This window comes from Halomonas saccharevitans (assembly GCF_900116405.1).
Lineage (GTDB): Bacteria > Pseudomonadota > Gammaproteobacteria > Pseudomonadales > Halomonadaceae > Halomonas > Halomonas saccharevitans.
Genome location: NZ_FPAQ01000048.1, coordinates 1 through 19,010 on the forward strand (window position 1 = coordinate 1; position 19,010 = coordinate 19,010).

A 19,010-nucleotide genomic window follows, 5' to 3' on the forward strand; every position below is an offset into this window, starting at 1 on the left:
CAAGGCGAAGGAATTCACGAGCCGCGATCAGCACCTCTTCCTGTTCGGGCGTGAGCGTGGCCAGCAGGTTGTGCCGCGTGTGCGGTCGGTCGTGGACATCGTCACGGTACCGCCAACGCCGGATAGTCGCGGTGGCGACGCCGTATTGGCGGGCCAACTCGCTATCCGTGATGCTAGAGGGGGCTGCCTGGATCTCGGCACGGATCTTCGGTGTCGTCGTAGCCTGCTTATGCAGCTTGATGTCCATGAACCTGCTCCCGAATGAATTGCTGTAGAAGCTCTCTGGCTGCTAGCAGAGGATAACTTCTATAGGCGATCTGATCATCCGGGATCCTACAGGTAAGGTCAAAACCAGGGAGAAGGTCATTCATGCATGCATCTCGCCCGGGGCTGCCTCTACAGTGCGTTCCGACGTGCTGGGATTATTCTATGAATCCATGGATACCGAATTAAAAGCTGAAAATCAATTTATTAAATATTTTTCACTAGAAAAACAATATCCGCAGTGTAGGTCTTTTGTTCGTGACTCCTAGACATAGTCGTAATTATTTTATTAGAAATTTTAATACTTATAGTGTTAGAGATTTCCTTTTTCTCTATGGCAATCAGTTATCTGTAGCGTCTGGCGGCGGTGGTGACGTGCTAGGTAGGAAAATTTATCTATTAAAAACATAAGATTAATATCGAATCTTAAGAAGGTGAGAAAGACTGAGGGTCTGACGACCAGTATGAGATGGACCTACTTCGTGGTGTGTTATTTCTGCGACAAGCGTGTTTTTGTTTGCTACCGCATGTAACCATGGAGTAAGTTTGGGGTGCTGATTGGGTAAACCTTGGCGTCAAGAACATGCTTGTCTGCCTGTACGTCATGGTGTGAGTACTTCTATCACCACCGATAGGGCCAAGAAGGTTTTTTCCATGCCGCCAGTCTTATCAATGCTATTCGGGCTGTCTCGCACTACCAAGCGAATTATGGAAGTGGTGGCAGACGTCGTACTCATCGTGGCCAGCTTTCTGGGGGCAATGTGGCTGAGGCTCGATAACTTCGATTTTCTCAGCCACTTTGGCGTATGGCTCGCGTTGCCTATAGTCGTACCCATCAGCATCGCCCTGTTCGCATGGCTCGGCTTCTATCGAGCGATCATTCGTCACCTTGGCCTGAAAACAACCCAGACGATCCTGATTGGTGTCGTGGCATCGTCAAGCGTACTCGGCGTAACGGCGCTACTGTTCGATCTCCCTATTCCCAGTTCGATCCCCTTTCTCTATGCCATGCTTGCACTGCTCACGGTCGGCGGAGTCAGGTTTGGGCTTCGTTATTTCTACCTGCGTGAGCAACAGCAACACAAGAAACGTGTCCTGATCTACGGAGCTGGGGCGGCCGGACGCCAACTGGCCATGTCGCTTCGCCATGGACGCGAATACGAGCCTGTCGCATTCCTGGACTTCGCACCTCGTCTCCAGGGTAGCCATGTCCAGGGGCTTAAGGTCTACCCGCCTGAAGAGTGCGGTCGCATTATCAAAGCATACGGTGTCCAGATGTTTCTCCTGGCCATTCCCGGAGCCACACGTGCCCGGCGACAGGAAATCATCGAGTCTGTCGAGACGATGAAGATTCCGGTCCAGACCGTTCCCGATATGGCCGATGTGGTATCGGGCAAGGCCAAGGTCACCGAACTGCGAGACGTTGCTATCGAAGATCTGCTGGGTCGGGATCCCATCCCGCCCGACCAGTCGCTGATGGGAGCTGATATCACTGGCAAGGTGGTAATGGTCACGGGTGCCGGCGGTTCCATCGGCAGTGAACTCAGCCGTCAGATTTTCAGACAGCATCCTCGGCAGCTTCTGCTGGTCGACGTGTCGGAATATTCACTCTATCTCATAGAAAAAGATATTGAGCAGTTGAAACTGGGAGAAGGGGGGCAGGTCTCTTGTCTTCCCATTCTCGCCTCGGTGCGGGACGGTGGGCGCCTTGAAGCGCTCATGCGGATGTTTAGTGTCGACACAATTTATCATGCCGCTGCATACAAGCACGTTCCCTTGGTGGAGCAGAACATGGCCGAGGGCATTCGCAACAATGTCTTCGGTACACTGGCCATGGCCAAGGCAGCCGTGTCGGCAAGGGTCGGAAGAGTCGTGTTGATTTCTACGGACAAAGCCGTGCGGCCGACCAACGTGATGGGAGCCACCAAGCGGATGGCCGAATTGGTCTGCCAGGCTCTTGCCAAGCAGCAGTCCGGTACATGCTTCTCGATGGTTCGATTCGGCAACGTGCTTGGTTCTTCCGGCTCCGTAGTCCCCCTGTTTAGAAAGCAGATCGAAAGGGGAGGGCCCCTTACCGTTACCCATCCCGATATAACTCGTTACTTCATGACCATCCCCGAAGCGGCTCAGCTGGTGATCCAAGCGGGCGCGATGTCCCGTGGTGGAGATGTCTTTATTCTGGATATGGGGCAGCCGATCAAAATCGTGGAACTGGCTCACCGCATGATTCGCCTGAGCGGACTGCAGCCCTACTTCCTCGACGCCAGCGCGCCGAACGACGATACGAGGCTCAGCACGCCATCTGCCTCCCCCTGCAGAAAAGGCGATATCGCCATAGAGTTTACTGGCCTACGCCCCGGCGAAAAACTCTATGAAGAGCTGCTGATTGCCGAAGCCGCAGAGTACACGACTCATCCACGGATCATGACGGCCAACGAGACAATGCTCGATTGGGAATCGCTACAACCGTCGCTGAAAGCACTTGGTCGGGCATGCCAACAGCAGGATATGGATCAGGTTCGCAAAATTCTTCTTTCAATTCCGGTCGGCTATGTACCCGGGCACGAGCTGGTGGATATCGGCTGGCTGCAGAAGGTGCCATGCGGACAGGCGACAGAGCAGACGGCTAAAACCGAGTCGCCGCGGCCTATTGAAGCACTCCAGAGCACCGCCGATGTGATTCCTTCTTGGGCAGGGTTGCAGGCACCCGGAACCTGAATGCCGTGTTCGCTCAGGCCCAGCCAGGAGCGGATAAGGCGCTGCAGATGTTCAAAACGGCAGGCAGGTACGAATAACTATCGCCGGCTGGTGAGCTCCGCTTTTCGGACTAACGGCGACAAAATGACTGACAGGCCTCGAGGATGTGCCATCACCTCGTGGCGGTAGCGTGGGAAAAGCCAAACCTGGCAAACCCTAGAAACAGGGAAGACTCTCATGGCAATACCCGGATCACTTAGATCAATGCTGGTAGGCCTGACCATGCTTGGACTGGCGGGATGTGTCATTGCTCCTGGGAGCCACATGGAGCATCGCGCCGATGAAAGCGTCGATCTTTCTGAAAGTGTGGTTATTGAAGCCATTACGCCAGAACTATTGCAACGCATCAAACGCAAGAGGCCGACCGCTAAACCTCAGCCGGATGCGCTGCGGCGCCAGATTGCCGAGTATGACTACCATGTCGGTCCCAGTGATATCCTCAGCATCATCGTTTACGATCATCCCGAGCTCACCATTCCAGCCGGCGCTGAGCGCAGCGCGGCAGAAGCTGGCCACATCGTCCGGCCAGATGGCACCATCTTCTATCCCTTCCTGGGGCGCATCATTGTCGCCGGTAAGTCAACCGATGACATCCGCTTGCAGCTCACACGTGGCCTGTCTCAGTACTTGGCCAATCCGCAAGTGGATGTGTTCGTCGCCCAGTTCAATTCAAAGAAGGCGTATGTGACCGGCGCGGTAGGCTCTCCAGGCGCTTTTCCCATCACCAATGTGCCCTTGACCATCGTGGATGCCATCAGTGCCGCCGGAGGGCCCACCGGCGATGCCTACTGGCATGACCTCTCCTTGATTCGTAACGGTGAAGAGAAGCACCTGTCGCTGTTTTCCCTGCTCAGCGAGGGAGACCAGACCCAGAATCGCCTGCTTCGAGACGGTGACCAGCTGCATTTGGCCAGTGCCGACAACCAAGGTGTCGCCATGCTCGGCCAGGTTGTGTCGCCCGGCAATATTCCCATGAACCGAGAGCTCCTCTCCCTGACCGACGCCTTGTCTCGAGCCGGTGGCATCAATGAAGAGCGTGGAGATGCCTCGGGCATCTTTGTACTACGCCCACACTCGCTGGAAAGCAGCAAGCTGGCAACGGTGTATCAGCTCGATGTGAGCGATGCCACTGCCTATATGATGGCCAGCAAGTTCCCGCTTGAGGCCAGTGATGTGGTGTACGTCACTACCGCACCGCTGGCTCGATGGAACCGCGTGATCAGCTTGCTTTTGCCGTCGCTGACGCTTCCGGGTGACATCAGTGGCAGCGCTGAGGGTCTGCTCTAGTCATGTTCCAGCATATATTGATCGTGTGCACCGGCAACATCTGTCGCAGCCCGGTAGCGGCGGCCTTGTTGCAATGTCAGTTGCCACGGCTAACGGTAACTTCCGCCGGCCTGGGGGCCTTAGTTGGGCAGCCGGTGGATGCTCAGGCACGCCAACTGGCGGAAGCTGACGGACTTGACGTCGATGTCCATCAAGCGCGGCAGCTCGAAACCGGCATGCTTGCCGAAGCCGATCTGGTGCTGGTCATGACGGACGGCCAGCGCCAGGCCTTGGCCAAGCGCTGGCCGGAGGCACGTGGCAAGACGCTGCTCCTGGGCAAGTGGTTGAGCCAGGAGCAGGCGACAGACATCCCTGATCCCTACCGCAAGAGCCCGGAGGTATTCAAGCATGTTCACCGACTGCTTCAGGAGGCCACTCGCCTCTGGGCAGACCGGCTCTGACGCCCACACCAGGGCTTCCCATTCTTCTTTTGCCGCAGTAGAGCTCATGAACGAGACACCTCCAAGTCAGGACACCAGGGAAGTCGATCTCGGACGACTCTTTGCGGTGTTGATGGATCGCAAATGGCCAATCGTATTTATTACGCTGCTTTTCGCCGGATTCGGGTACGTTCAAGGGCAGCTGGCGACTCCGATCTATCAGGCCAATGCCCTGGTGCAGGTGGAACGGCGCTCCAGCATCAGCCCTCTAGGTACCGTGGGCAGCGTCATGGGCGCGGAAGAACTCAATACACCGGCCGAAGTGCAGATCCTGCAGTCTCGCATGGTGCTGGGCCAGGTCGTGGATCGCCTCGAGCGGGATGTCATCATTCAACCGGTAGAACTCCCCGTCATTGGTAATTTCCTTCAGCGCCACCGTATTCCTCGGCCAGAGTTCATGGTCGGCCACCCCCAAGTCTGGGGCGATGAATTCCTAGACGTGACGCGTTTCGGCCTGGCCGACAGCCGCCGAGGACAGAAGATTCTTGTCGAGCGCCTGCAGGAAGGCTACCAAGTACTGCTGGACGATGTGCCGATCGGCAGCGGTCTTATCGGGCAGGTGGAACGGTTCCTCGACGATGATCTGATCTTGCGTGTCGATGGCTTCGCCGCGGCGCCCGGTGCTCGCTTTCGGCTAATGAAGCAGCACCGTACTTCGGCGATAGAGAGCATCGGGGCGCGATTGCAGATTCGAGAATCCTCCTCTGAGTTGGCTACCGGCATGTTGCGACTGTTAATAGTCGGTGATGATCCGGTCGAGCTGACCCGTACACTAGACGCCGTGGCGCAAACCTTCCTGACACAGAATGTCGAGCGCCAGTCAGCACAAGCCCAGCAGAGCTTGGAATTCCTGGAAGCGCAGGCCCCCGAACTACGTGCTCAACTGACCGAAGCCGAAGTTCGGTTGAATGAATATCGCTCCGGTCTGGACAGTGTCGATCTCGACAGCGAGTCTGAGGCCGCCATCGGACGCTATATAGATCTGGAAACTCGACTGAACGATTTGGAGTTTCAGGAGGCCGAGCTGGCTCAGCGTTACACGCCCAGCCACCCTAGCTACCAGGCTCTGCTACGCCAGCGACGTCAGATCCAGCTGGATCGCACCGAATTGAACGATCGGGTGAACGAATTACCCGCCGCTCAGCAGGAGGTGGTTCGTCTGCGTCGTGACGTAGATGTCACCCAGGCGATCTACGTCAATGTGCTCAACAAGATTCAGGAGCTGGAGGTGGCCCGTGCCGGCACCATCGGCAACGTGCGAATCATAGACAGCGCGGTGATCAGCGGCCTGGTGGCCCCCAACCGCGGCCGGATCCTTCTGATGGCGACGCTGCTGGGTCTGGTGCTGAGCATTGGCCTTGTGCTGGTGCGCGAATTGCTGCGCCGTGGTGTCACCTCGCCGGACCAGATCGAGGCGGCAGGGATTCCCGTCTATGCCACCATTCCGCTTTCCCGCGGCCAGATGCGACTGACAAAGCGTGTCAAGCGACGCGGTATAGGCACGACGGCCAAAAATGCCGTAACTGGAGTACTGGCTAAACTTGACCCGAGTGATCTGAGCATCGAAGCCCTACGCGGGCTACGCACCAGCCTGCACTTCGCGCTGCTAGAAGGCAGCAATAACCGCATCATGATTACGGGCTCAAGCCCAGGAGTAGGCAAGAGCTTCCTGGGAATCAATCTTGCCTCGGTCTTCGCTCAGGCAGGCAAAAGGGTTGTGCTGGTTGATGCCGACCTGCGCAAGGGTTACCTGCATCGGGCCTTCCAGTTGGACGCAAGCCCCGGGCTCTCCGATTATCTGGCTGGACAGTGCGAGCTTACCGATATCATTAGACCCACCGGAATCGACAACTACCATGTGATCAACCGTGGCAGGGTAGCCCCCAACCCTTCCGAGCTGCTAATGCAGTCTCGCATGGGGCAGGCCATGGAATCGCTTAGTGACAGGTTCGACTTGGTATTGGTCGACACCCCCCCGATCCTGGCTGTCACCGATGCCAGTGTCGTCGGCAAGCACTGTGACACCACTCTGCTGGTGGCACGTTTCGAGAAGAACCCCGTTCGCGAGATCAAGGCTGCCAAGCGACGCCTGGAAGACAGCGGCGTTCAGGTACGTGGCGCCGTGCTCAATGCCGTAGAGCGCAAGCCTTCAACGGCCGGTGGCTACTATGGCCACTATCACTACCAGTACCGCTGAGAGAAACCGCTCACAAATGAACACTCCGTTCAGCAACACCGCCGCTTGCTGACGTTTCCACTCAGTCAAGCGCTCCGTCAAGTGCTGAGACAGGTCGCCCTGCGTGACTGCTAACATTCCTCATACGGATAGATATGCATCGACTGATGAACTTCGCTTATTCGGACCCTGCCCTCGCCAAAGGCGCCGCGACGCCATGAGCAGTGCTGCGCTGCACCGCCTGCGTGACCGCACGCGGGCGTTTGGCGGCAGCCACTTCGTGCGCAATGTCGCCACGCTGGCAACAGGGGTTGCGTCAGCGCAGGCGATCTCGCTGGCCTTTGCCCCCTTCCTTACCCGGCTGTACGGCCCGGAGGCATTCGGTGCACTGGCCGCCTTTACGGCGGTGGTCAATATCATTACCCCCTTGGCCACGCTGGGCTATGCCAATGCCATCGTGATGCCAGCCACAGAGGAGGGGGCGACGGCAGTGGCGCGCCTGTCTTTGGTATGCGCGGCCGTCGTGGCGCCCGTGGTGCTGATCGCCGTGACCCTCTTCCAGGTCCGGCTGGCCACCTGGACCGGTCTGGAGTCGGCGCCAGGCTTGTTGTACCTGATCCCGATCTATCTCGTGGTGGTGGCGCTGCTGTCGGTCGCCGATCAGATGGCCATCCGCGAGGGTCTGTTCAAGGCGAAAGCGCTTGCCTATGTCAGCAGCACGCTGCTGGTGAACATCGGCAAGCTCGCCGGCGGCTTCTTAGCACCTTCCGGGCTAGTTCTTATTCTGTTGTTGATGGTAAGCAAGATGCTCAATTATCTGATGCTCTTGGCACGCGTACCGAGGCAGGGAGCCTTCGAAGTACGGCGCTGGTTGGGTACTGACGGTATCCGCCATGCTGCCTTCGAGCAGCGTGACTTCATGAGGTATCGGATGCCACAGGGCATCATTAATGCCCTATCGTTCGGTTTTCCCGTATTGGCCCTTTCTGCTCTTTTTAGTACTTCAGTAGCGGGGCAGTACTCGATAGCCACCCTGGTCCTTGGTGCTCCCATCATGCTGCTTGGGCAGTCGGTCCTGGAGGTATTTTTTCCTCGGATTACTGAGGTGGTACGAACCAGTCCAACAAGCGCTGTTACGCATATCCAGCGAGCAACGCTTGGCATGCTGCTGATTGGGGCAGTTCCGTTCGGCATTATCGCCCTGTGGGGGGATGTGATCTTCCCCCTGGTATTTGGCGAGGAGTGGCTGCGTGCCGGCGAGTACACCAGGTGGATAGCCCTGTGGATGGCCAGCGTACTGGCGACCAGGCCCGCCGTGGCGGCAATGCCGGCGCTTCGGCTTCAGCGCGAACTCCTTGTCTATGAGGTGGTGATTACCTTCGTTCGAATTGCTTCACTGCTTGTTGCCGCCAGCCTGGGAAGCGACCTTACGGCCGTCGCGGTATTCGCGCTCGTCAATGCGGTGGGGTATGGCGTCCTTCTGTTGGTCGTCTTCAGGCGGGCGTTGGGCATCAAGCGAGAACAGGAATATGCTTGATGGCATCAAGGCTAGGGTCCCGGTCCCTTTAAAGGTTGCAGCAAGAAGAGTGTTATGTGCCGAACACATGCGCCTTCCCGATGCGCCCCGGGTCGTCATGTTTCTTGCCGCCGATTACGGCAATATTGGCGATCTGGCGATCTCGGCAGCACAGCAAGGGTTTCTGGCTCGCAGTCTCCCCGGATACCGAGTGGTGCCGATTCCCATCAGCAGGACACGTGAGGTCATCCGCTCTTTGCGCCGGCAGGTGGGGCCAGATGACCTGGTGACGACTGTTGGCGGCGGCAACATGGGCTCGCTTTATCCGGACATCGAGGCGTTACGGCAACTTGTCATCCGCTCATTTCCTAATAACCGGATCATCTGCTTCCCGCAAACGCTTGACTGGGATGATAGCCAGGCATCGCAGAAAGCTTTGGCGCGTATTGTACGCACCTATTCACGTCACCCGGATATCCATGTGTTTGCGCGTGAGTCTGTTACCCATGCCAAGCTGGAAGCGATGTTTGCCGGGCATACGAACGTGACAGTTGGCTACTCGCCAGACATCGTGCTACGTGCGTCCCCCGGTGATCTCGGAGCCAGGGCAAATGCCCAGCCAACCGGCATCCTGCTCTGCATGCGCGATGATTGCGAGCGAGCCCTCGACTCCCGACAGCGTGAGCAGGTGGCGGCTGCCCTGGCCGGCACAGGATTGGCGGTGCAGACCACCGATACCCATGCTGGCGGCTCGCGTCTCGACGAATCGCGGCGTTCGCAGTTATTGGCCGACAAGCTTGATCAGTTCGGCGCGTCCAGGCTTGTCGTCACCGATCGCCTGCACGGCATGATCCTGGCGGTGGTGGCTGGCACGCCCTGTATGGTTTACCCCAACGCCAACCACAAGATTCGTCAGACCTGGCTCGACTGGCTCGCCGACCAGCCATGGATAAAGTTCTTGGCGCCGGATGACTTCGAGATGCTCCCCGAAGCCGTCGAGGCGTTGCTCGCTGGTGGGCGGCCCCGGGTGGGCCCACCGGTCGACCCCAGCCGCTACGAAGCCTTGAGACAGTCCTTGGTCTCATCATGCGGGGTATCATGCAACCACTGGTGAGTGTGATCGTTCCTATCTACAACGTGGCGAGCTATCTCGACTGCTGTCTGAACTCGATTCGCGGCCAGAGTTATCAGCGGCTCGAGATCATCATGGTCGAAGACTGCTCGACCGACGATTCGGTCTCCCTGGCGGAGCGACATCTGGTCGACCCTCGTGTGCGCCTACTCAGACACGCGCGAAACGCAGGCCTCTCCGCGGCACGAAATACCGGTATCGAAGCGGCCACCGGTGACTTTGTCCTGTTCGTCGACTCCGACGACGCCATCGCCCCGGCACTCGTCAAGTCCTGCCTCACTCATGCCCAGGCGTCCGGCGCCGACGTCGTGGTGTTCGATTTTGTGCCCTTCGAGGATGGCGACGCCTTGCCCGAGACCGGAAGAGTCGTTGATACCCTGGGCACCGAGTCTCTCGATGCCGTGCAGTACTTCAGACTGCACCATTTTGCGTGGTTGAAGTTCATTCGCGCTGACCTGCTGCGCGATCCCTGCCTGCGCTTCCCCATAGGGCTCTACTATGAGGATTGGCCGTTTCATTGGCAGCTTGGGTTCGTCTCCAACTCCATGCATACGCTCGCCGGGCAGTGGTACTACTATCGCCAACGTGGCAGCTCCATAACCGCCTCCCGGGGTCGCAAGCTGCTGGATCAGTTCAAGGTTCAGCGGCTGGTGCTGGAAATGGTGCGCCAGCAAGGGGGACGGGATGCAGCATCTGTCTTGTACCAAAAGGTGCATGGCACCTTTTGGACGGTATTGATACGGGTGGAGAATCGCCTGCTGCCCGAGGCCATAATGACCGCGCGGCGACTACGGGGTGAGCTGCTGGGCGTTGCCACCGTGCCACCGCGAGATGGAAGGACGGCGCTAATGGCGCTCTTGCTTGCCTTGCCCCCCCCCCTCTCTGGCGCGGGATTGCGGTTGGTCCGTTCGCTAAAGGCGATCGCGGCATCGTTCTTTGATAAGACAGCAGTGAAGGGCAAAGGGGCTGAAAGAATGAAGCACCAGGCTGTTCCGCATCCGCAGCGTGTCTTGCATATCGTCGGCCGAATGGATCGCGCAGGCGCCGAGACCATGCTGATGAATTACTATCGAGCCATTGACCGAACCCGCCTGCAATTGGATTTCCTGGTGTATACCACTGAGGAGGGTGACTACGATGCGGAGATAAGGACGCTCGGGGGAGAGATCATTCAGATAGAGGGCGACGCCGGCTGGCTCAAGCGAGCAATCGCCATGACCCGCATCTTTCGACAGAGCAAGTGGTGTGCCGTTCATGCCCACACGAACTTCAGCAATATATTTCCGCTGTTTGCCGCCGTCCTGGCCAGGATCCCAATCCGGATTTCACATGCACACGTTACTGATGTCGACTGCCCCTCGCTAGCGCAAAGCGTCTATCAGGCTGTGGCTCCGGTCTTTCTTCGACTATTCGCCACGCACAAGGTGGCCTGTGGGGAGAGGGCGGCAGCTCTTCTTTATCGCCCCGGTGATAACGTCACGATCCTTCCGAATGCAATTGAGAGCTCTCTCTACTTGCAGGAGCGTGGTGAGGCCTCACAAGCCGTTAGAGATGAGCTCCTGATTGGCGCGGAGACTCGTGTCGTGTTGCAGGTTGCGCGGCTGGATAAGGTGAAGAATCAGCTGTTTATTATCGAGGTTGCCAGGCGGCTTAAAGAGCAGTGCCAGGACTTCGTGACCCTGTTGGCCGGGCGGGGAGAAATGGAGGGTCAGCTGAGGGAAGCAGTTGCGCGGCACCGGCTAAACGATCATGTGAAATTTCTGGGCGTCAGGGACGATATTCCGCAGCTGCTCAATGCTGCCGATGTTTTCGTCCTGCCATCCTTTGTTGAGGGATTTCCGGTGGTACTGGTCGAGGCACAGGCGGCCGGTGTGCCTTGCCTCGTTTCTGACCGCGTGTCCACCGAGGTGGACCTGGGCATGGGGCTGGTCTCCTTTTATGCGGTGCCCGATGCGCTCGAGTCTGCGGATGCGGGACGCTTGGCAGATGAGTGGGCGGATGCGCTAATAGCCTGCCGCGATAAGGATAAGCCTTCGACGGTGGAACGTCGGGTGATACTCGAGTCGACCGGTTACTGCGCATCCGGCGCAATGGATCGATTAGCCCGTCTCTATCAAATCGAGACGTCTTGCCGTGCCATCGACTAGGGAGAAGCGCCAATGTGTGGCATAGCCGGAGCCTTCTCTGTCACCTCCCGATCGTTGCCGGCGGCCGTGTCCCGGATGTCGGAGCGGCTACGGCATCGAGGGCCCGATGGTGATGGGCTATGGAGCGATATTGACGCCGGTATCGCCCTTGGGCATCGGCGCCTTGCCGTGCAGGATCTGACGGAGGCCGGAAAGCAGCCGATGGAATCCCCCTGCGGTCGCTGGGTCATCGTCTTCAACGGTGAGATCTACAACCACCATGCGATCAGGCGGGATATCGAGCGCGCAACCGGTGGTTGCTGGAGCGGGCACTCCGACACCGAGACCCTCGTCAGCGCCATTGCGCTTTGGGGATTCGATCAGACCTTGCTCAGGCTGGTGGGGATGTTTGCGGTTGCCGCCTGGGATCGGTCTAGTCGGTCACTGTGGCTGGCGCGCGATCGAATGGGTGAAAAACCTCTCTACTATGGTTGGATCGATGGCGACTTCGTATTTGCTTCGGAACTGAGGGCGATCCTCGCTTACTCTAGCGGGACTGGCCTATCTGTCTCCAGATCGTCACTCTTTTTGCTTGCATCGCTTAACTATATCCCGGCCCCATGGTCCATTTACCGCGAAATCGGCAAGTTGATGCCAGGGACTTACCTGCATCTTAAAGCACCAACTGATCAATCGGCCCAGGCGACACCGTTCTGGACGTTCCCCCTGGCGACTCGCTCAGGGTCTCACCTGGAGCCATCCAGTAACGGCGGGCTAAACGCTTGTCTCGGGCAGGTGGACGCGGCACTGCGACGTTCGGTGAAGAGTCAGATGCTGTCGGATGTTCCGCTCGGCGCGCTGCTGTCCGGTGGCATCGACTCATCCCTGGTGGTCGCGCTGATGCAGAGCGAGTCAAGCGAGCGAATCAAGACCTTCACGATCGGTTTCGACGAGTCTTCCACAGATGAATCCCGGTATGCACGGCAGATAGCGCAACATCTTGGCACGGATCATCATGAGATGATTCTTACGCCAACCGATGCCTTGGGGCTCATACCCAGGCTACCCGGCTTGCTCGACGAGCCGATGGCGGATTCCTCGCAGATCCCGACGATGTGCGTGATGGAATTGGCGCGCCGGCATGTCACGGTGGCGCTCAGTGGCGATGGTGCCGACGAACTTTTCGGTGGCTATGGGCGCTACCGGCGTATTCCAAAAGCTTGGGGCCGAATGCGCATGACGCCTCGCTTGATTTGGGCGTCTCTCAACGCCATGGTGCAGCCTGCTCTCCTGGACCATATCGCGGCGCTTGGTGGCAACCGCGGGCTCGACTTGCTGCGGAAATCGCGCTACTACTTGCCACGCATGGCTGGTGCACACTCGGCCAGAGATCTTTATGTCGGGATGCTGATGCAGTGGATCGACGCCCCCATCGTCAAGGGGCTGGAGCAGGATCCTCGCGACAGTGTCTATCAGGTGCTGAGTCGAGCAGAATCGATCGACCTTGTGCCCTTTATGATGGAAGCGGATGCCCTGACCTACCTGCCGGACGATGTGATGGTCAAGGTGGATCGCTCCGCCATGGCCTGTTCGCTGGAAACTCGTGCTCCTTTCTTGAGCCAGGAGGTCGTGGAGCTCTCTTCCAGGCTTCCGCTCTCATGCAAGCTGGATCGAATCAGAGGCAAAGCGATCCTTCACGAGTGCCTAGCAAAGCACCTACCGCGTGGAATGTTTGAACGCCCGAAGCAGGGATTCAGTGTGCCGTTGGATACCTGGTTGCGCGGGCCCCTGCGCGAGTGGGCGGAAGACTTGCTGGATTCGAATCGAATTCAGCGAGAAGGCTACTTTGACCCTTTGGTGGTTGAGCGCGTTTGGCGAGCGCATCGGGAAGGGCGTCACAATAATGGACACCAGTTGTGGTCCGTTCTCATGTTTCAGAGTTGGCTTGCACAACATCCGCCGATGAATGAATAATAATTAAGGCGATGGTTGTTAAATTGCGTTACGGAGGCTCTGGTTTTCAATGTGGTTTAGAGCTTAATGCTTTAATATTAAGTGGTGAAAATGAAGTAAAAACTTTCTTGATGGCCCTCGGTACTAGTAAGTAATTCGAAAATTTAGTTCTGGGAAATGTTTTTCTTCAATGACTGCAGAAGAGAATTTAATGATGGATGTTTACAAATCATGATTCCGTATTTCGCGTTATTGATAATCGTTGTTGCAATTGTTTCGCTTGGACGGAGTTCTGGCAGTAACGGGGTTCAGCGCTGTAGTCTTGTGCTTGTCGGTTTAATGCTGATTTTTTTTGCTGGATTACGTGACCGTACCGTAGGTACTGATACGGGCACATATGTGAGCTGGCTTTCAATGGTAACTTCTTATGAAGAGGCACTAGATTTTCACGTAGAGCTTGGTTTTAGTTTTATCGTAATGATTAGTTCATCGCTTTCAGATAATTATGCGATATTACTTGTTTTGGTAGCGGCACTGGTTGTTGGAAGCTATTTGTCGACTATCGGGGCCCTGGTAAAAAATTACGAATTTGCGATTTTTATATTCATTACCTTGGGAGCCTATACCTTTTTCTTTAACGCAGCGCGACAAGGGCTAGCTGTGGCATTATGTTTTTTCGCATTGCCCTATCTGCTTGAGCGTAAAACAATGCCATACTTCATATTGATAGCGACTGCCACACTATTTCATGCTACAGCCGTTATAGCTGCTCCCCTTTACTTTTTATCAAGAGCCAATATCGGTCTTCGAGACGTTTTCATCGTAGTGGTTGGGACGGCAGTGTTAGCAATTTCTATTTCCAGTATCGCACAGTTTGCCACCAACTTTCTAGACGAACGATACGCGGATTATGGACAGGAAGGCGGTGGTGGAGGGCAAGTTCAAGTGGCCTTTCTAGCTATTCAAGGTGCTCTGCTGCTTTTGTTCAAGGAGCAGATCAATGAGCAGAGACATTGGTACTGCAGATTGCTAAACATTTACCTGCTTGGACTCATTCCTGCACTAGCTTCTGTTGTTGCAAATGTCAATCCCTCAGGTGTTCTAAGAATAACAGCATATTTTTCCCATACCAGCATCCTTCTCTGGCCCATGGTTCTTATGAGCTTTAAGCAGGTGAGGAATAGAAATATTTTTTTACTTGGTTTTTTAGCTTGTTCTCTTATTTACTATATGTTGACGACATCGAATTTTAGTGGTCTATACCCCTACCGATTGAATCCGAGACTTCTATATGAGCCCTTCTCTTCCGGCAGTATCCATTGGTATTCCTTTTTTTAATGCTGAAGATACACTTCTTGACGCAGTGCGTTCTGTTTTTGCTCAAACGCATGTCAACTGGGAACTCATACTATTGGATGATGGGTCTACCGATAAATCTCTCGAGTTAGCTAAGTCCATCAAAGATCCTAGAGTTACAGTTTATTCGGATGGTCAAAATCGACGCTTGGCTGCACGCCTTAACCAAATGGCAAAGTTGGCAAGCCACGATTACATGGCAAGAATGGATGCCGATGACTTGATTTCCCCCGATAGGCTCAGACTTCAGCTTGAATTCTTGCAAGTCCGGCCAGCAGTGGATCTGGTCTCGACCGGTGTTTGTTCCTTGTCCAACGCAAATGAACCTCTTGGCATACGCGTGCCCCCTGAATGTCATGATGTTTCTCCAAGAAGTCTTTTGTTAGCAAATTCTGGAATCGTACATGCGTCTTTACTTGGGAAACGTTCCTGGTTTTTGCGTAATCGCTACCGTGAGCAGATTAGCACCGGTCAAGATGCCAACCTTTGGGTGCGAGCATTTTCGAACGATGACCTTAATGTTGGTTTTATAAACAAGCCGCTCTATTATTATCGGGAAGATGGTAATGTGACCTCTTTAAAAATCAAGAATGCTTATCGTGAAATCCTGCGGACCATTCTCAGAGAATCTGGTCATGGTTTTTCGACACCGGATAAAACCTTTGCTTATTTGATCATTTTGGCAAAGTTTATGATTGCTCAGTCGCTTTCGACGTTTGGATCATTGGATCTGCTTAGGAAACGCAGGAATAGAACTTTATTGTCACAGGATGATAAGGATTTTTTCATTTCAGAGATAAGGAATATACAGAGTACCAAAATTCCTCAATGAAGTAAGTATGATGATGATTCTGGCAGTTTCCTGAAGGAGATTGAATGAAACGGATCGCTTTTATTGTCTCTGCACCTACCACGGCAGATGATTTCCTTCACGGGCACATTGCAGCATTGTCTGAACATTACCATGTGGATTTGGTTGCAAACCTCTCTGATGGCTATAAAACTTCGCTCAAAGTAGAACATGAGATTCATGCCCCGATTCGGCGTAATATTCATCTCTGGCATGATCTAGTAGCTCTTGTTACGTTAATTATGATATTTGCGGACAAGCGCTATGACGCGGTGCACTCAATTACACCGAAAGCGGGTCTGCTAGCCATGATTGCTGCAGGGATAACTCGCGTACCAGTGCGTTTCCATACTTTTACTGGACAAGTATGGGCAACACGTTCTGGCTTGTCGCGTTGGTTACTCCGTTTGCTCGACCAACTGACACATCGATTTTCTACATATTCCTTGATTGACAGCCACTCGCAGCGGAGTTTTCTTATAAAGGAAAAGGTGGTAAAGCAAGAAAAGTCCTCCGTGTTGCTAAATGGATCAATCTCCGGAGTTGATATTGAGCGGTTTAGGCCTGATGGTTGTAAACGAGATTTTACAAGAGCGCAGCATGGTGTAACGCCTAGTGAATTTGTTTTCTTGTTTCTGGGGCGTATCAATGCCGAAAAAGGTGTGCCGGAGTTGATTTCAGCCTTTAGAACGGTTTCCAGGATTTGTCCAGCAGCTAAGCTGATGATTGTGGGAAAGGATGAGTCGGGCATGTTTGCAGATGGATCGGTTGAGATGGAATTTGCTGAAAAGCTCATCCGTGTGGACTACACGCGCGAGCCAGAATTCTATTTCAATTCAGCAGACGTATTTTGTTTGCCTAGCCATAGAGAAGGATTTGGTTCGGTTTTGATTGAAGCCGCAGCCTGCGGTTTAAGCAGCATTGCCTCGAACATATATGGTATTTCTGATGCAGTGATTGATTCTGAAACTGGCCTTCTCCACGCTGTCAAATCTGAAGTTGACCTGTCTGAAAAGATGCTGGTAATGATCCATCAGAGTGGCCTTAGACATAATATGGCAAGCTGCGCTATGCAACGTGCCAGGAGAGAGTTCTCTGCTTCTGCGTTGGAAAAATCCTTAGTTGATTTTTATGGTAATAAATTGTCCTGAAGGCTGTATGTATATTTAATGATGCAACATGGCTTCGGCTGGCGTCTGAAGAAATTAACAGGGAGTGTCTAGCTTAAGCTTCAAGATGAGGTTTGTTGAGTTCGGCGGTTGGTGCTATAAAATTAAGGAGTGTTCATCAATCACTTTACTCGTAAGCCTTTAAATCAGTGTATCAGGCTCTGGCGGCAGGTGCTGGGGTTTTAGTGGGCTGTGATATTGCTAGCTTGAAATTCATTACTAGGATGTCGGCTTTTTATAACTCTCCAGTAATGACCCTTTCGCTTAATGAATGAACGTCGGTGGTTAAATGCTGAATGGACCCTTTTCTCCTTGGCCCTCCTTCACGCAAGAAGAGTCAGCGGCTGTGCAACGCGTTTTGCTTTCCAATCGGGTTAACTACTGGACAGGAAATGAGGGACGAAGCTTCGAATGTGAATTTGCTGATTTTGTCGGTACGAAATTTGCGATCGCCCTGGCCAACGGTACCAATGCCTTGGATCTCGCCTTAAGAGGGCTGGGGATAGGTGGTAGGGCGCGACGCGACGAGGTAATCGTGACCTCACGCACTTTCTTGGCCACGGTTTCTAGCATAGTCACTGCGGGAGCAGTGCCTGTATTCGCAGACGTGGATCGTGACTCTCAGAATATTACAGCGGCGACGGTTATCGAAAAGATTACCCCCCACACCCGTGCCCTCCTTGTCGTTCACTTGGCCGGCTGGCCCTGTGAAATGGACTCGTTGATGGAGGTGGCGGAACAGTATGGTCTCTATGTAATCGAGGATTGCGCGCAGGCCCACGGTGCCCGCTATCGCGGCAAAAGCGTGGGTAGTATCGGTCATGTCGGGTGCTGGTCATTCTGTCAGGATAAGATCATGACGACCGGCGGCGAGGGGGGCATGGTTACCATCAGTGATGAGGGGTTGTGGCGCCGTATGTGGGCCTATAAGGACCATGGCAAGAGCTGGGCAGCACTATATGAGCGAGAGCATCCACCAGGGTTCCGCTGGCTACATGAAAGTTTTGGTACCAACTGGCGGCTGACCGAGATTCAGTCGGCCATCGGACGTATTCAGCTTAATCGTTTGCCGGAATGGAAGTCGGTTCGTCAGGCCAATGCGAAGCGTATCTGGCAGGTAGCTAGTGATTGCCCTGGACTGCGGGTGCCGGTAGTGCCTGAGCATGTCGAGCATGCGGCCTACAAGTGCTATGTGTTCGTGGATCTTAGCCAACTAGGCAATGACTGGGACCGTGACCGTATCATCAACGAGATCGTCGCCAGGGGAGTTCCATGTTTTGCTGGTTCTTGTTCCGAGGTCTACTTGGAGAAAGCTTTTGATGTTACTGGGTGGCGTCCTCAACAACGTTTACCGGTGGCATGCGAGCTGGGTCTAACCAGCCTAATGTTTCTCTGTCATCCTACGCTTACAGATGCCGAGATCGGCAAGACCTGTCAGGTTATGAGCAGCGTTATGAACTTGGCAACCACATCCTGTAGGTCTTCCTTATGACGGTTATTGTAACTGGCGGTGCAGGATATATCGGCTCCCATCCGGTTGTTGCCTTGCTGGAAAATGGGCATGAGGTGGTCGTATTAGACTACCTCTGCAATGCCTCACTCGAATCACTACATAGAGTGGAGCTCTTAACCGGGCGTAGGCTGACATTTGTTCAGGGAGATATTCGTAATCGTCACTTGCTTGATAAGCTGTTCCGCGAGCATTCGGTCAGTGCAGAGATTCACTTTGCTGGGCTTAAGGCCGTGGGGGACAGTGTGGCGAATCCGTTGGCCTATTATGCGTTCAATGTGGCGGGTACGGTCACGCTCTGTCAGGCGATGCAGGCAGCAGGTGTTTATCGGCTAATCTTTAGGCTTTGTCCGAAAACTTGAATTTGCTAATGTCACCTATGCCACAGCAGCATAGGTGACCCATGGCAGGACGCTACGAGATCTCCGACAACGG

Annotated in this window: 13 protein-coding genes and 1 pseudogene; 13 read left to right on the plus strand and 1 reads right to left on the minus strand. The window is 54.7% G+C overall.

Going from position 1 to position 19,010, the window contains the following annotated elements; all coding sequences use genetic code 11:
- Positions 1-247 (minus strand): annotated as a pseudogene (locus tag BM388_RS15850) (IS481 family transposase); the annotation flags it as partial.
- A 671-nt stretch (positions 248-918) separates the two neighbouring features.
- On the opposite strand from BM388_RS15850, the gene BM388_RS15855 reads away from it, so the two are divergent.
- The 13 genes from BM388_RS15855 to BM388_RS15915 all read left to right on the plus strand — a co-directional run bounded on the left by BM388_RS15855 (position 919) and on the right by BM388_RS15915 (position 18,937).
- The gene (locus BM388_RS15855) at positions 919-2,982 is read left to right on the plus strand and encodes a polysaccharide biosynthesis protein (protein ID WP_217641092.1); all 2,064 of its coding nucleotides are present in this window, start codon (positions 919-921) and stop codon (positions 2,980-2,982) included.
- Positions 2,983-3,198: 216 nt separating this feature from the next.
- Positions 3,199-4,308: a polysaccharide export protein gene (locus BM388_RS15860; protein ID WP_089851941.1), complete on the plus strand. Its 1,110-nt coding sequence runs from the start codon at positions 3,199-3,201 to the stop codon at positions 4,306-4,308.
- Between the two features lie 2 nt (positions 4,309-4,310).
- Positions 4,311-4,748 (plus strand): low molecular weight protein-tyrosine-phosphatase, encoded by a 438-nt coding sequence (locus tag BM388_RS15865; RefSeq protein WP_089851943.1) that lies wholly within the window; start codon positions 4,311-4,313, stop codon positions 4,746-4,748.
- Between the two features lie 46 nt (positions 4,749-4,794).
- Positions 4,795-6,984, plus strand: a complete 2,190-nt coding sequence (locus BM388_RS15870) for a polysaccharide biosynthesis tyrosine autokinase (protein ID WP_089851962.1) — start codon at positions 4,795-4,797, stop codon at positions 6,982-6,984.
- A gap of 196 nt (positions 6,985-7,180) precedes the next feature.
- Positions 7,181-8,500, plus strand: coding sequence for a lipopolysaccharide biosynthesis protein (locus tag BM388_RS15875; RefSeq protein WP_089851945.1), 1,320 nt, complete (start codon positions 7,181-7,183; stop codon positions 8,498-8,500).
- The gene (locus tag BM388_RS15880) at positions 8,493-9,593 is read left to right on the plus strand and encodes a polysaccharide pyruvyl transferase family protein (protein ID WP_175535126.1); all 1,101 of its coding nucleotides are present in this window, start codon (positions 8,493-8,495) and stop codon (positions 9,591-9,593) included. Before BM388_RS15875 ends, BM388_RS15880 begins: the two co-directional genes overlap by 8 nt.
- Positions 9,578-11,758, plus strand: coding sequence for a glycosyltransferase (locus tag BM388_RS15885; protein WP_175535127.1), 2,181 nt, complete (start codon positions 9,578-9,580; stop codon positions 11,756-11,758). Before BM388_RS15880 ends, BM388_RS15885 begins: the two co-directional genes overlap by 16 nt.
- A gap of 12 nt (positions 11,759-11,770) precedes the next feature.
- Positions 11,771-13,711, plus strand: a complete 1,941-nt coding sequence (gene asnB / locus BM388_RS15890) for an asparagine synthase (glutamine-hydrolyzing) (RefSeq protein WP_089851950.1) — start codon at positions 11,771-11,773, stop codon at positions 13,709-13,711.
- Between the two features lie 210 nt (positions 13,712-13,921).
- Entirely contained in the window at positions 13,922-15,028 is a 1,107-nt protein-coding gene (locus BM388_RS15895; RefSeq protein WP_175535128.1) for an EpsG family protein, read from the plus strand.
- Positions 14,982-15,878: a glycosyltransferase family 2 protein gene (locus BM388_RS15900; protein ID WP_089851954.1), complete on the plus strand. Its 897-nt coding sequence runs from the start codon at positions 14,982-14,984 to the stop codon at positions 15,876-15,878. The genes BM388_RS15895 and BM388_RS15900 overlap by 47 nt, the downstream gene beginning before the upstream one ends.
- Before the next feature lie 44 nt (positions 15,879-15,922).
- Positions 15,923-17,047 carry a glycosyltransferase gene (locus BM388_RS15905; protein ID WP_089851956.1) on the plus strand — a complete coding sequence of 375 codons (1,125 nt, stop codon included), beginning with the start codon at positions 15,923-15,925 and terminating at the stop codon, positions 17,045-17,047.
- A gap of 307 nt (positions 17,048-17,354) precedes the next feature.
- Positions 17,355-18,557 carry a DegT/DnrJ/EryC1/StrS family aminotransferase gene (locus BM388_RS15910; RefSeq protein WP_089851958.1) on the plus strand — a complete coding sequence of 401 codons (1,203 nt, stop codon included), beginning with the start codon at positions 17,355-17,357 and terminating at the stop codon, positions 18,555-18,557.
- A complete protein-coding gene (locus tag BM388_RS15915; protein ID WP_089851960.1) occupies positions 18,554-18,937 on the plus strand; it encodes an SDR family NAD(P)-dependent oxidoreductase in 384 nt (127 codons plus the stop codon). The genes BM388_RS15910 and BM388_RS15915 overlap by 4 nt, the downstream gene beginning before the upstream one ends.
- Positions 18,938-19,010: the final 73 nt, after the last annotated feature.